Below are 13,671 nucleotides of genomic sequence, written 5' to 3' on the forward strand. Positions count from 1 at the left end.
TTGGCGCAAGGAAAAATTGGCTTTTCGGTGCGAGACTGCCCAGAACGGCTGTATTCGCCGACAGGCAAACTGATCGAGACTGACGGGTGGGCATCTATCTCCCGATTGCGGAAATTTCCGTCAACGTCTTCGTGCTGCTGGCCATGGGCGCTGCGGTGGGCTTCCTGTCGGGCATGTTCGGCGTCGGCGGCGGGTTCCTGATCACGCCGCTCCTGATCTTCTACAACATCCCTCCGGCGATCGCGGTCGCCACCGGCGCCAACCAGGTCATCGCCTCTTCCGTCTCCGGCGTGCTTTCCCACATGAAGCGGGGTACGCTCGACTTCAAGCTCGGCGGCGTGCTCCTGGCCGGCGGCATCATCGGCTCCACCGCCGGCATTTATGTCTTCGCCTTCCTGCGCCGGCTCGGCCAGCTCGACCTGTTCATCTCGCTGCTTTATGTCGTGCTGCTCGGCACGGTCGGCGGGCTGATGCTGGTCGAAAGCATCAATGCGCTGCGCGCCACACGCAGCGGCGCCGCGCCGGTGCTGAAGAAATCCGGCCAGCACAACTGGATCCACCGGCTGCCGCTGAAGATGCGTTTCAGGGCGTCGAAACTGTTCGTCAGCGTCATCCCGGTGCTCGGCCTTGGCGCCGGCATCGGCTTCCTGTCGTCGATCATGGGTGTCGGCGGCGGCTTCATCATGGTGCCGGCGCTGATCTATCTGCTCAAGGTGCCGACCAATGTCGTTATCGGCACCTCGCTGTTCCAGATCATCTTCACGTCCGCCTACACCACGCTGGTCCACGCCACCACCAACCAGACGGTCGACGTCGTGCTGGCCTTCCTGTTGATGGCGGGCGGCGTCGCCGGCGCGCAATATGGCGCCAAGGCCGGTCAGAGGCTGCGCGGCGAGCAGCTCAGGGCACTGCTGGCCTTGCTGGTGCTGGCTGTGGCGATCAGGCTGGCCATCGATCTCTTCGTCACCCCGCCCAATCTCTATTCGCTGTCCAGCGCGGGCCTCAACTGATGGCGGGTCCGAAAGCACTCGCTGCCGCCATCCTCCTGTCACTGCTTGCGGCCGCCGCGCCGGCGAAGGCACAGACGCCACTGACGGAAGGCATCCAGATCGGTCTCTCCACCGACAATGTCTCGATCACCGCCGGTTTTTCCGGCGCCGACCTGACCATTTTCGGCTCGCTGGAAAATCCCGACCCGCTGGTCGCCCGCCAGGGGCGCTACGACGTCATCGTCGTGCTCGAAGGGCCACCCAAGCCGGTGGTGGTGCGACGCAAGGACCGGGTGCTTGGTGTCTGGGTCAATCTGGATTCCGAAACTTTCGAGAACGTGCCCGTCTCCTATTCGGTGGCGACGACGCGGCCGCTGCAGGACATCACCGAACCCAATAGCTACAAGCAGCTGTCGCTCGGCGCCTCCAATCTTTACATGCAGCCCGCCGACGCTGGCGACAGCCCGGCGACGATCGAGGAATTCACCGCTGCGTTGCGCGAGCGCAAGGGCGCGGCTGGCCTCTACAGTGAGAATGTCGGCGGCGTGCAGTTCCTGTCGCAGAACCTGTTCCGCGCCACCGTCAGGCTGGCGCCGAATGTGCCTGTCGGCACCCATAAGGCCCGCGCGTTCCTGTTCAAGAGCGGCCTGTTCATCAAGGAAAGCTCGGCCCAGCTCGAAATTCGCAAGTCCGGCTTCGAACAGTCGATCTTCCGCGTCGCCCACGACTACTCCTTCCTCTATGGCGTCTTCGCCATATCGCTGGCCATGCTGACGGGCTGGCTCGGCAGGCTGATCTTCCGCAAGGACTGAGGCAGCCAAAGGGGGTTTCCCTTTCGCGCGTCATGCTATAGACCGCACCTCCCCGCCCAACGGGCAAACAAGCACAATTCAATTCCGCAGAGCGGTCCGGTCGCCGGAACCCCAGCGCACGCCTCTCCCGCGAGCGCCGATCCGCTGTCTGCCGCCAGTGACAGGAGGCTGCCTTGCGGCCAGCATTCGCCGGTATCGATTTCGGCACTTCGAACTCCACGGTCGGCGTGGTCCGCAACGGGCAACCCCACCTCGTCGCGCTTGAAGGCGGTCAGGTCACGCTGCCCAGCGCGGTGTTCTTCAATTTCGAGGACGGCCGCATCTGTTTTGGCCGCCAGGCCATCGCCAACTACACCGACAGCGTGGAGGGCCGGCTGATGCGCTCGCTGAAGAGCGTGCTGGGCAGCTCGCTGGCGCATGAAAAGACGCGCATCAAGGCGCGCTCGATCGGCTTCATGGAGATCATCGGCCTGTTCCTCGGCCATCTCAGGAAGAAGCTTGAGGAAGATGGCGGCGATCTGGTCGAGACCGTGGTGCTCGGCCGGCCGGTGCAGTTCGTCGATGACGACCCACAAGCCGACGCGAACGCGCAGAGCGACCTGGAAAAGGCCGCGCATGCCCAGGGCTTCAAGCACATCGCCTTCCAGTTCGAGCCGATCGCGGCTGCGCTCGATTACGAGCAGAGGGTGACGCGTGAGGAGCTGGCGCTGATCATCGACATGGGCGGCGGCACGTCCGACTTTTCAGTCGTTCGCGTCTCGCCGGAGCGTGCCCGATCGCCGGACCGCAAGGACGATATCCTGGCCAGCCGGGGCGTCCATATCGGCGGTACGGATTTCGACCGGCTGCTCAGCATTGCCCATGTCATGCCGCAGCTCGGTTATTTGACCCCGACCAAGGACGGCAAGCGCAATCTGCCGGCCAGCTACTTCATCGATCTCGCGACATGGCAGCGCATCAACCTGGTCTACACCGCCAAGGCGATGACGCATCTGCGCCAGATCCGCTACGAGGCCGCCCGCGCCGACCTCGTCGATCGCTTCATCCACATCGTCGAGCACCGTTACGGGCACGCGCTGGCGGCCTTGGTGGAAAAGGCCAAGATAGAGCTGACCGACCACTCATCGGCCGAAGTCGCGGTGAGGCTATCCGACGTGGAGTTCGCCGCCGAAATCACGCGTGACGGGCTGGACGCCACCATCGCCAGGGACATCGATCGGGTCACCGCAACGGTGGCGGAGACCATGCGCGACGCCGGGGTCAAGCCGTCCGACATCACCGCGGTGTTCCTGACCGGCGGCTCGACCGCGATCCCGCTGGCGAGACGGGAAATCCTGTCGCTGGTGCCGCAGGCTTCCGTCATCGACGGCGACATGTTCGGCTCGGTCGGGCTTGGCCTGGCGTTGGATGCGCAACGCAAATTCGCCTAACTAGAGCGCGTCGCTCCCCTTAGTTTCTGCACCCAGGTGCGCCTTCAGCGCCATCTGGGCCAGGCTTGCCTGGCGGTCGCGGTGGGAGATCATGGCGAAGTCGCGCTGTGGCAGTTCGAGCGGCACGGACCGCAGGCTGCCCTCGGCGACGGCGCGTCCGACGACCAGTTCCGAAATGATGGTAGCGCCGGCGCCCGCCTCGACCGCCTGGCGAACCGCCTCGTTGCTGGGCAGCACCAGGAACACCTGCAGATCGGCAAGCGAAATCCCCTCGCGCCGCGCCAGATCCTCCAGCACTTCGCGCGTGCCCGAACCGCCCTCGCGGATGATCCAGCGCAGGCCCCTGATATCGGGGCGGCCCGGCGCGGTTTCGACGATTTCGGGATGTGACGCGGCAACCACCAGCATCAACCGGTCGGTGTCGACCTTGGCGCGGCGCAATATGTCGGACTCGGTGCGACCCTCGACCAGGCCGAGATCGGCGGTTCCATCCAGCACACTGGCCTCGACCTGCCTCGTGTTGCCGATGCTGACGCTCAGCCGCACCGCGGGATAGGCCTCGTGGAAGGATGCCAGCCTTCGCGGCAGCCAGTAGCTGGCGATGGTCAGGCTGGCAGCAATCGAAAGACTGCCGGCGACCGTCTGGGAGACATGTTCCAGCACATTGCGCGCGGCGGCGGCGCGCTCCAGCACGGCCTTTGCCTCGGGCAGGAACCGGTGGCCGGTCTGGGCAAGTTCGATGTTGCGGCCGACACGGTTGAACAGATGGACGCCGTGCTGCTCCTCAAGCGCGCGGATGGCGGCCGATGCCGCGGACTGGGAAATGCCCAGAAGCTCCGCCGCCTTGGTCATGTGGCCGCGCTCGGCGACGGCAACGAAAATGCGCAACTGATCCAGGGTCATGTCAGCATTAAGAACCAATATCGATCGAATTTACAAGAACAACTGATTAGACGGATCGATAGCTTCATTCTACATTTTCACGCGAAGTTAGAAAAAATTCGCCAGCGGATGGCAGAGACTAAAATGATCGGGCGGTTCAAGTCCCTTCTCGCGCATTGGACCCGCGGCATCCGCAGACGGCTGGCCGGCGATCGCTACCACCCGGAAGAGCATTACATGCGTGGCCCCGGGCCGAAGACCCGGGCCAAATCGGCCGGCCGCGCGGGCACATCCGGATCATGAGGCATCCATCGCCGCGCGGCGCGAATTCGGCACCATCGCAACGCCCGCTTGCCGACACGCGCGCGCCCGATGAAGGCGACGGCGTCGACACCTCGCCGGGCATTTCCGACAGCATCGCCAAGACCACCTGCTACATGTGCGCCTGCCGCTGCGGCATCGACGTGCACATCAAGGACGGCAAGGTCCGCTACATCAACGGCAACAAGGACCATCCGGTCAATCGCGGCGTGATCTGCGGCAAGGGCAGTTCCGGCATCATGCAGCACTACAGCCCGGCCCGGCTGAAGAAGCCGCTGCTGCGTACCGGCCCGCGCGGCTCGGGCGTGTTCCGCGAGATCGAGTGGGAGGAGGCTTTGTCGATCGCGACGGGGCGGCTCTCAGCCATCCGTCGCACCGACCCGAAGAAGCTCGCCTTCTTCACCGGCCGTGACCAGTCGCAATCCCTGACCGGATGGTGGGCGAGCCAGTTCGGCACGCCGAACTTCGCCGCCCATGGCGGCTTCTGTTCGGTCAACATGGCGGCCGGCGGGCTCTATTCGATCGGCGGCTCGTTCTGGGAGTTCGGTGAGCCTGACTGGGATAACACACGATATTTCATGCTGTTCGGCGTCGCCGAGGACCATGATTCCAACCCGATCAAGATCGGGCTGGGCAAGCTCAAGGCGCGCGGCGCCAAGGTGGTGTCGATCAATCCGTGCCGCACCGGCTACAACGCGATTGCCGACGACTGGATCGGCATCCGGCCAGGTACCGACGGCCTGTTCGTCTTCGCGCTCATCCATGAACTGCTGAAAGCCGGCCGCGTCGATCTCGATTATCTGCTCCGCTACACCAACGCCCATGTCCTCGTCGTGCAGGAGCCTGGCGCCTCAGACGACGGGCTGTTCGTCCGCGACGCCGACGGCAATCCACTGGCCTGGGACAGGGTGGCGAAGACCGCCGTCAAGGCAACCGACCCGGAAGCGAAGCCGGCGCTTACCGGCAGCTTCGAAGTCGGCGGCCGCCGCTGCACGCCGGTGTTCCAGTTGATCGCCGACCGCTACCTTGATGACAGCTATGCGCCGGATGCCGTCGCCGAGCGCTGCGGCATTGCCGCCGATGCGATCCGACGGATCGCCGCCGAACTTGCCCATGTCGCCTTCGAAGAGGCGATCGAACTGCAGGTGGCGTGGACCGACTGGGCCGGGCGCCGGCACGAGACGATCAAGGGCCGGCCGGTTTCGATGCATGCGATGCGCGGTATATCGGCCCGTTCGAACGGTTTTCACTCTTGCCGCGCCATCCACCTGCTGCAAGTGCTTCTGGGTACGGTGGATGTTCCCGGCGGCTTCCGCTTCAAGCCGCCCTACCCCCGCTCGGTGCCGCCAGGCCCGAAACCCGCGGGCAAGACGGTCAAGCCGATGACGCCGCTGGACGGCATGCCGCTTGGTTTCGTCTGCGGGCCGGACGACCTGCTGGTCGAGGAAGACGCCACGCCGACCCGCATCGACAAGGCCTACTCCTGGGACGCGCCGCTCGCCGCGCACGGGCTGATGCACACCGTCATCCGCAATGCCTGGGCCGGCGACCCCTACCCGATCGACACGCTGATGATGTACATGTCGAACATGGCCTGGAATTCCTCGATGAACACCGTCGAGACTATCCGTATGCTGACCGACAGCGACGAGGCGGGCAACTACAAGATCCCCTTCATCATCTATTCCGACGCATACTATTCCGAGACCGTGCCGTTCGCGGACCTCGTGCTGCCGGATACGACCTATCTCGAACGGCATGACTGCATCAGCCTGCTCGACCGGCCGATCAGCCATGCCGACGGGCCGGGCGATGCCATCCGCCATCCCGTCGTCGAGCCGGATCGCGACGTCAGGCCGTTCCAGTCGGTACTGATCGAACTGGGTTCGCGGCTTGGCCTGCCCGGTTTCGTCGATGAGGACGGATCGGCCAGATATGCCGACTACGCCGACTATATCGTCAACCACGAGCGCACCCCTGGCATCGGACCGCTGGCCGGCTGGCGCGGCAAGGATGGGACGTCGATCGGCAGGGGTGAGGTCAATCCAAACCAGTTGCAACGCTACATCGACAATGGCGGCTTCTGGCATCACGACTTCGCTCAGGACCAGCGCTACTACAAGATGGCCAACCGCTCCTATCTCGATTTCGCGGTGCAGATGGGTTTCATCCCGAAGGCCGAGCCGATCGTCTTTCAGCTTTATTCCGAGCCGTTGCAGCGGTTTCGTCTCGCCGCGCGCGGCCATGGCCGTGTCCTGCCGCCGGAGGCCGAGCGCCAGCGCATCGAGACCTATATGGATCCGCTGCCGTTCTGGTACATGCCGTTCGAGGAAGCGGTGGTCGACCTCGAAAAATACCCGCTGCACGCTCTGACACAGCGGCCGATGCATATGTATCATTCCTGGGGGTCGCAAAATGCGTGGCTGCGGCAGATCACCAGCCAGAACCGGCTGTTCGTGCATCATCGCACCGGCGCCAGCCTCGGTCTCGTCGACGACGACTGGGTGTGGATCGAGAGCATCAACGGCAGGGTGAAGGGGCAGATCAAGCTGGTCGACGGGGTGAACGAAAGCACGGTCTGGACCTGGAACGCGATCGGCAAAAGGCGCGGCAGCTGGGGCCTCAAGGACGATGCCGCCGAGAGCAATCGCGGCTTCCTGCTCAACCATATCATCGGCGACCAGACCTCGGCGGACGCGCAGGGCAAACGCTATTCGAATTCGGATCCGGTCACCGGCCAGGCGGCATGGTTCGACCTGCGTGTGCGCATCGTCAAATGCAAGGCGGAGGAAGCCGGCTTCACCGAGCCGCAATTCGAGCGGTTCAGCCAACCGCCGCATTTCGAGCCTTCGCCCGACAAGCTGAGTTTCGGGACCGAATTCCGCCGGGCAAGAGAGGCCGCGCAATGACCTGCCTCCCCGCCCATACCGACAAGAAGCTCGGCCTGGTCATCGACCTCGATACCTGCGTCGGCTGCCAGGCCTGCGTCACCGCCTGCAAGGAATGGAACACCGGCGGCCACATGGCGCCGCTGACCGACATCGACCCCTATGGCGGCCATGTCGACGGCGTCTGGTTCAACCGCGTGCACAGCTATGAGCACACCACCGAGATGGGCGGGCGCACGGTCAACTTCCCGCGCTCCTGCCTGCATTGCGAGACGCCGGCTTGCGTCACCGTCTGTCCGACCGGCGCCTCCTACAAGCGCGCCTCGGACGGCATCGTGCTGATCGACGAGGACAAATGCATCGGCTGCAAATTGTGCAGCTGGGCATGCCCCTATGGGGCGCGCGAATTCGATACCGATGTCGGCGTGATGAAGAAATGCACGCTCTGCGTCGACCGCATCTACAATGACAATCTGGCCGAAGAAGACCGTGTGCCGGCTTGCGTCGCCGCCTGCCCGACCAGCGCCCGGCATTTCGGCGATCTCGGCGATCCCCAATCGGCCGTCTCGCAGCTGGTTGCGGAGCGCGGCGGCGTCGACCTGATGCCGGAACTCGGCTATCACCCGACCAACAAGTACCTGCCGCCGCGCGCCCATACACAGCGCGCCGCATCGGTGCCCGCGAAGGCGCTGGAGCCGGTGCGGGCAGAAGGCGGCTTCCTCGGCTGGGTCGATCGCATGCTTTCGAACTGACCATGCATCCAGCCTTTTCCGTTGTCTTCTTCACCACCGCCACGGGCGCCGGTTACGGCCTGCTCGCACTGCTTGGCGTGTTGGGTGGATTTCAGGTCGTCCCGCCCGATTTCTGGCTCGGCTTCGTCGGCCTGGGGCTGGCGCTCGGCCTGATCGCGGCGGGACTGCTGTCGTCGACCGGGCATCTCGGCAGGCCGGAGCGCGCCTGGCGGGCTTTCTCGCAATGGCGCAGCTCCTGGCTGTCGCGCGAAGGCGTGTCGTCGGTCATCACCTTCATCCCGGCGGCATTGTTCGGGCTCGGCTGGGTGTTTTTCGGCCGTACAAGCGGCTGGGTGGCCGTTGCCGGATTGCTGGCCGCCATCGGTGCGGTCGTCACCGTTTGCACCACCGGCATGATCTATGCGTCGCTGAAACCGATCGCCCAATGGCACAGCCGCTATACTTTGCCGGCCTATCTGCTCTTCGCGGCCATGACCGGCAGCGTTCTGTTGAACGCTCTGCTGCAAGGTTTTGGTGTCGGCTCGATACCCGTGCTGTTGTTGTCGCTGCTTGCCACCCTTGCCGGCTGGGGCTGGAAGGTCGCCACCTGGCGACACAATGACGGGCTCGAGATCCCGACCACAGCCAACACGGCTACTGGTTTGGCCGGCGGCACGGTGCGGTCGCTGGAATGGCCGCATACCGAGGAAAATTACCTGCTCAAGGAAATGGGTTTTCGCATCGCGCGCAAGCACAGTGCGAAGCTGCGCATGCTCACACAGGCATTGGCCTTTGCCCTGCCCGTCCTGCTGCTCGCCGCCACCTTTGCCTCGTCCTGGCCCTATGCGGCGGTGCCTTCAGGGCTCGCCGCGATCATCCAGTTCGCCGGGATGCTGGTCGAACGCTGGCTGTTCTTCGCCGAGGCGAAGCACACCGTCACTCTGTATTACGGCAGATAGGACTGCTCAGCCCGGCCGCAGCATCGAGCGGGAGATGGCGAAGATGCGGTCGCTGCCAAGCATATAGGCCATCAGCGATTCCAGCCGGAACAGCCCGGCATAGGCGCGGTCGAGCACGTTGAGCGAACCGGTATAGGCGCCGAAGGCCGGCATGATCATGCGGCCGCCATCGCCGGCAAAGCAGCGCCGCCGCACCGAACGGCCGCGCTGGACGATGCGCGCGCAGGGATGGAGATGGCCTGCAATCTCGCCCTCGACGCGCACCTTGGACGGCTCATGCCGGAACAACAGCGAGCCGATGGCCAGTTCCCGCACCGTTTCACCGGGCAGATCGGCCGGCGCTTCCGGATCGTGATTGCCGGCGACCCAGAACCAGTCGCGGCCTGCCATCAGCGCTTCCAGCCGCTCGCGAAAACTCGCATGCATGCGCTCGGCGCCGCCGCCATCGTGAAAGGAGTCGCCCAGGCTGATGACGATCGACGGCTGGTAGTCCGATATGACAGCCTGCAGCCTGAGCAAGGTCGCGCCGGTGTCATAGGGCGGGATCAGCGTGCCACGCCTTGCCAGCGACGAGCCTTTTTCCAGATGCAGGTCGGAGACCGCCAACAGCCTGAGTTCGGGAAAATAGAGCACGCCGCGCGGATCGCATACCGCGCGCTCGCCGGCGATGCCGATCATGTCGGCCTCGGCGATCAGCGACGTGCGCGCCAGCGAAAAATTCATCCCTCTACCTTCGTTCGTCACCCTCGGCCCATGGCCTCTTCGACCAGGTCGGCCGCTTCCATGAGCAGCGAGTCATTGGCGCCGCCATTCACCGATTCCTTGCCGATCTCCAGCATGACAGGCACAGCCAGCGGCGAAATCTGCTCGAGATGCTTATGCATGATTCGACCGCGCACACGCGAGAGCATCTCGGCAAGTCTGCTGACATCGAGCAATCCGGCGGATGCGTCGGTGCGCGTCGCCTGCAACAGTATGTGGTCCGGCTCGTGGCTGCGCAGCACATCGTAGATCAGATCGGCCGAGACGGTTACCTGGCGGCCGCTCTTCTCCTGGCCCGGAAAACGCTTCTCGATCAGCCCGGCAATGACGGCGCAGGTGCGAAAGGTGCGCTTCAGCATCCAGCTGTCGTTCAGCCAGGCTTCGAGATCATCGCCCAGCATGTCCTCGTCGAACAGCGCGGCCAGAGACGGCTTCCTGGCTTTGAACAAGGCGGCCATGTCGTCCAGCGCCCAGACGGCCAGCGAATAGTCGGTGGCGACGAAGCCGAGCGGCCGGGCGTTCGCCCGCTCCAGTCGCCGTGTCAGCAACATGCCGAGCGTCTGGTGCGCCAGCCTGCCTTCGAAGGGATAGGCGACCATGTAGTGGCGGTTGCCGCGCGGAAAGGTCTCGACCAGAAGGTCGCCGCGCTTGGGCAGCACCGACTTTTCCTTCTGCAGCCGCAGCCAGTCGGCGACCTGTTCGGGCAGCGCCTGCCAGCGGTCGCTGTCGGCCAGCATGCCACGCACCTGATCAGCCAGATAGGTCGAGAGCGGAAACTTGCCGCCGGCATAGGACGGCACGATGATGTTGGCGCCCGCACCATTGGAGACGACGCATTCGTTCTCACGGATGCCTTCGAAGCGCAGCACCTTGCCGGCGAAGAGGAAATTGTCGCCTGGGCGCAGTGTCTCGGCAAAATACTCCTCGATCTTGCCCAGCACCGGCCCGCCACGCCCGGCCATGCCGCGGCCCTGCCTGACATAGCGGACATTGAGCTCCGGCATCTCGACGATGGTGCCGACATTGAGGCGGTATTGCTGGGCGACGCGCGGATGCGAGACGCGCCACAGCCCATCCTTGGTCCTGCGGATACGCGCGTAACGCTCGTAGTTCTTCAGAGCATAACCACCGGTGGCGACGAAATCGACGACGCGGTCGAAAGTCTCGCGCGCCAGTCCGGCATAGGGCGCGGCACTGCGCACCTCCTCGAACAGATGGTCGGCGTCGAAAGGCGCGCCGCAAGCGACGCCGAGGACATGCTGCGACAGCACGTCTAGCGCGCCGGTGATCAATGGCGGCGTGTCCTGCGCACCGAGATAGTTGGCGTCGAGCGCAGCCCGGCACTCCAGCACCTCGAAACGGTTGGCCGGGATGAGGATCGCCTTGGACGGCTCGTCCATGCGGTGATTGGCGCGGCCGATGCGCTGCGCCAGCCGACTGGCGCCCTTCGGCGCGCCGACATGCACGACCAGGTCGACATCGCCCCAATCGATGCCGAGATCGAGCGTCGAGGTGGCGACGATCGCACGCAGCGCGTTCTCGCCCATCGCCTTTTCGACGCGCCGGCGCTGGCCGACATCGAGCGAGCCGTGATGCAAGGCGATCGGCAGCGAATCCTCGTTCGCCCGCCACAATTCCTGGAACAAAAGTTCGGCCTGGCTTCGGGTGTTGACGAACAGCAGCGTCGTGCGGTGGCGCTTGATCGCCTCATAAATCTCGGGAATGGCATAGCGAGCCGAATGGCCGGACCACGGCACGCGCTCTCGCGAATCCAGGATCGAGATATCAGGCTTGGCGCCACCCGCCACGGTGATGAGGCCAGCCATCGCAGGCCCCTTGGAGCCTGGGGGCGGATTCTGGCTGACCAGCCAGCGCCGCAATTCATCCGGCTCGGCCACTGTCGCCGACAGGCCGATGGTTTGCAGACCGGGCACGTAGTTGCGCAACCGCGCCAGGCCGAGCGCCAAGAGATGGCCGCGTTTCGACGTCACCAGGGAATGCAACTCGTCCAGCACGACATAGCGCAGATCCTCGAAGAAGCGCCTGGCGTCGGGGGCGGCGATCAGCAGCGCCAGTTGCTCGGGGGTTGTCAGCAAGATATCGGGCGGCACCAGCTTCTGGCGCTGGCGCTTGTGGGAAGGCGTGTCGCCGGTGCGTGTCTCGATGCTGATCGGCAGACCGATCTCCTCGACCGGCTTGCCGAGATTGCGCTCGATGTCGACGGCCAGCGCCTTCAGCGGCGAGATGTAGAGCGTGTGGATGCCGCGATGCGCCTGCCCAGGCTTCCGCCTTGGCCTGACGGCCAGTTCAGTCAGCGATGGCAGGAAGCCGGCCAGCGTCTTGCCGGCCCCGGTCGGCGCGATCAACAGCACCGATTGGCCACTTTGAGCCTTCGCCAGCAATTCGATCTGATGGGCGCGCGGCGACCAGCCTTTCTCACCGAACCATCTCAGGAATGGTTCCGGCAGGGCAATGGCGGCATTCTGCTCGGCAAGGCGCGGCTCAACTGTCACGCGCCAGAGGTAGCGCGGCCACGGGCAATCGCCAAGGAAAATCGGAACAAAAGGGGATCGTGGCGTTCCTCGCCCCGTTTACGGGGAGAAGGAAAGGTCACGGCCTTCGAAACCCGGTCGGGCCGCCATAGAGGTAACCAATGCGGGCGATGGCGTCCCTCAGCCCTTCGCGCGAGACCAGCATGGTGTGGCCATTGGCGTGGATCATGGTCTCGGGGTCGGCCATGACGGCGACATGGCCTTTCCAGAAGACAAGGTCGCCCCGACGCAATCCGGCATAGTCCGGGCCGGGTTCGAGCGGCTCGCCGATGCTTGCTGCCTGCATGTCGGAATCGCGCAGCACGTTTTTGCCGGTCATGCGCATCGCCAGCTGCACCAGGCCGGAACAGTCGATGCCGAAGCCGGACACACCGCCCCACAGATAGGGTGTGCCCAGAAACGTCTCGGCAACCGCGACATAGTCGGCGGCAACTTCTCCGGTTGGCCTGAGGTGACCAGCGATGATCGCTTCGCCTGACGGCAGGACGGCATAATGCGTGCCGCGCGTCTCGGCGGTGCCCGTCACCGTCACGGTCGACCCCATCGACAGCTGTCCCGCGATCGGAAAGCGCAGATCCGGACCGGGATAGAGAAAGGTGCGGGGCACCGAGACGATATGAGTGGGCGTTTGGTCCCGTCCGCCGAGCTCGGTTGCGGCGACATAGCCGACATAGCCGTCGCGTTCGGCCTGGATCCAGGCCCAGCCTTCGGCATTCTCGAAAACCAGCACATCGTCGCCGAACAGGGCTTGTGTGTTGATGCCGGCATCCGCGCGCGGCGCCTTGCGGATGTCGGCCACCGAGGCCGAAATCCGCGCCGGCTGGCCGGCGACGAAACGCTCGGCGGTAACCTCGCCTTTCAGCCTTGCGTCGGCAAGGTCGGAACGGAATGCGTGGAGACGGGCATCGTGAGCAGTCAAAATCGGCAACCCTGTTGTATGGGCAAAACAGTCAGATGGGCAGTTCGTGGGCCTTGGCGATGATACCATCGCCGAAGCGCTCGACAAAGAGCGCGCCCTCCACCGTGCGCTTGATCAGCACGTTGCGCTTGTCGAGTTCGTCGCGATGGCGCGACACCAGCTTCAGGGCGCCCATCGTGTCGAGCGCGCGCGTGATCACCGGCTTGGTGACATTGAGACGGGCGGCCAGCCCGCGCACCGTGTGCGGCGGCGGATCGAGATAGATGGTGAACAGGATCGCCGTCTGGCGCATGGTCAGGTCTGGCGCGTCGTCGCGCACCTGCGACAGCATGACTTGCTGCCACAGTCGCAAGGCCTGGCTCGGGCGCATCGCAATCGACATCGCGCCAGCATGACGGCAAATTGTTTCGGTTCCGTTTCAGTTTC

The 13,671-nt window shown here is 64.6% G+C and carries 12 protein-coding genes; 7 read left to right on the forward strand and 5 right to left on the reverse strand.

Annotated features, from left to right (window positions below):
• The first annotated feature begins 86 nt into the window (after positions 1 to 86).
• The 3 genes from QQK95_RS17555 (at position 87) to QQK95_RS17565 (ending at position 3,231) form a co-directional block, all read left to right on the forward strand.
• A complete protein-coding gene (locus QQK95_RS17555; RefSeq protein WP_064984650.1) occupies positions 87 to 1,010 on the forward strand; it encodes a sulfite exporter TauE/SafE family protein in 924 nt (307 codons plus the stop codon).
• A complete protein-coding gene (locus tag QQK95_RS17560; RefSeq protein ID WP_284274956.1) occupies positions 1,010 to 1,801 on the forward strand; it encodes a TIGR02186 family protein in 792 nt (263 codons plus the stop codon). Before QQK95_RS17555 ends, QQK95_RS17560 begins: the two co-directional genes overlap by 1 nt.
• A 173-nt stretch (positions 1,802 to 1,974) precedes the next feature.
• A complete protein-coding gene (locus QQK95_RS17565; RefSeq protein WP_284274957.1) occupies positions 1,975 to 3,231 on the forward strand; it encodes an Hsp70 family protein in 1,257 nt (418 codons plus the stop codon).
• Here QQK95_RS17565 and QQK95_RS17570 read toward each other — a convergent pair whose 3' ends face one another.
• Positions 3,232 to 4,134 carry a LysR family transcriptional regulator gene (locus tag QQK95_RS17570; protein ID WP_284274958.1) on the reverse strand — a complete coding sequence of 301 codons (903 nt, stop codon included), beginning with the start codon at positions 4,132 to 4,134 and terminating at the stop codon, positions 3,232 to 3,234.
• On the opposite strand from QQK95_RS17570, the gene QQK95_RS17575 reads away from it, so the two are divergent.
• From QQK95_RS17575 to QQK95_RS17590, 4 genes are read left to right on the forward strand one after another with little or no spacing between them, the layout of a single operon-like run.
• Positions 4,084 to 4,416 carry a hypothetical protein gene (locus tag QQK95_RS17575; RefSeq protein WP_284275402.1) on the forward strand — a complete coding sequence of 111 codons (333 nt, stop codon included), beginning with the start codon at positions 4,084 to 4,086 and terminating at the stop codon, positions 4,414 to 4,416. The two genes, QQK95_RS17570 and QQK95_RS17575, sit on opposite strands and share 51 nt — an antisense overlap.
• Positions 4,413 to 7,343 carry a molybdopterin oxidoreductase family protein gene (locus tag QQK95_RS17580; protein WP_284274959.1) on the forward strand — a complete coding sequence of 977 codons (2,931 nt, stop codon included), beginning with the start codon at positions 4,413 to 4,415 and terminating at the stop codon, positions 7,341 to 7,343. Before QQK95_RS17575 ends, QQK95_RS17580 begins: the two co-directional genes overlap by 4 nt.
• Positions 7,340 to 8,074, forward strand: coding sequence for a 4Fe-4S dicluster domain-containing protein (locus QQK95_RS17585; protein ID WP_284274960.1), 735 nt, complete (start codon positions 7,340 to 7,342; stop codon positions 8,072 to 8,074). Before QQK95_RS17580 ends, QQK95_RS17585 begins: the two co-directional genes overlap by 4 nt.
• A gap of 2 nt (positions 8,075 to 8,076) precedes the next feature.
• On the forward strand, positions 8,077 to 9,012 hold the full coding sequence (locus QQK95_RS17590; RefSeq protein WP_284274961.1) for a dimethyl sulfoxide reductase anchor subunit family protein: 936 nt from the start codon (positions 8,077 to 8,079) through the stop codon (positions 9,010 to 9,012).
• 6 nt (positions 9,013 to 9,018) lie between these two features.
• On the opposite strand, the gene pdeM is transcribed toward QQK95_RS17590, so the two are convergent.
• The 4 genes from pdeM to QQK95_RS17610 form a co-directional block, all read right to left on the reverse strand.
• The gene (gene pdeM / locus QQK95_RS17595) at positions 9,019 to 9,735 is read right to left on the reverse strand and encodes a ligase-associated DNA damage response endonuclease PdeM (protein WP_095787295.1); all 717 of its coding nucleotides are present in this window, start codon (positions 9,733 to 9,735) and stop codon (positions 9,019 to 9,021) included.
• 17 nt (positions 9,736 to 9,752) lie between these two features.
• A complete protein-coding gene (locus QQK95_RS17600) occupies positions 9,753 to 12,287 on the reverse strand; it encodes a ligase-associated DNA damage response DEXH box helicase (protein WP_284274963.1) in 2,535 nt (844 codons plus the stop codon).
• A 97-nt stretch (positions 12,288 to 12,384) separates the two neighbouring features.
• Positions 12,385 to 13,245, reverse strand: coding sequence for a C40 family peptidase (locus QQK95_RS17605; protein ID WP_284274964.1), 861 nt, complete (start codon positions 13,243 to 13,245; stop codon positions 12,385 to 12,387).
• Positions 13,246 to 13,276: 31 nt separating this feature from the next.
• A complete protein-coding gene (locus QQK95_RS17610; RefSeq protein ID WP_096453375.1) occupies positions 13,277 to 13,627 on the reverse strand; it encodes a MarR family winged helix-turn-helix transcriptional regulator in 351 nt (116 codons plus the stop codon).
• Positions 13,628 to 13,671: the final 44 nt, after the last annotated feature.

This window comes from Mesorhizobium huakuii (assembly GCF_030160235.1).
Classification (GTDB): domain Bacteria; phylum Pseudomonadota; class Alphaproteobacteria; order Rhizobiales; family Rhizobiaceae; genus Mesorhizobium; species Mesorhizobium huakuii.

Coding starts and splice junctions, on each gene's coding strand:
- QQK95_RS17610 (WP_096453375.1), bottom strand. CDS start 13,627: ATGTCGATTGCGATGCGCCCGAGCCAGGCCTTGCGACTGTGGCAGCAA.
- QQK95_RS17570 (WP_284274958.1), bottom strand. CDS start 4,134: ATGACCCTGGATCAGTTGCGCATTTTCGTTGCCGTCGCCGAGCGCGGC.
- QQK95_RS17560 (WP_284274956.1), top strand. CDS start 1,010: ATGGCGGGTCCGAAAGCACTCGCTGCCGCCATCCTCCTGTCACTGCTT.
- QQK95_RS17580 (WP_284274959.1), top strand. CDS start 4,413: ATGAGGCATCCATCGCCGCGCGGCGCGAATTCGGCACCATCGCAACGC.
- QQK95_RS17585 (WP_284274960.1), top strand. CDS start 7,340: ATGACCTGCCTCCCCGCCCATACCGACAAGAAGCTCGGCCTGGTCATC.
- QQK95_RS17590 (WP_284274961.1), top strand. CDS start 8,077: ATGCATCCAGCCTTTTCCGTTGTCTTCTTCACCACCGCCACGGGCGCC.
- pdeM (WP_095787295.1), bottom strand. CDS start 9,735: ATGAATTTTTCGCTGGCGCGCACGTCGCTGATCGCCGAGGCCGACATG.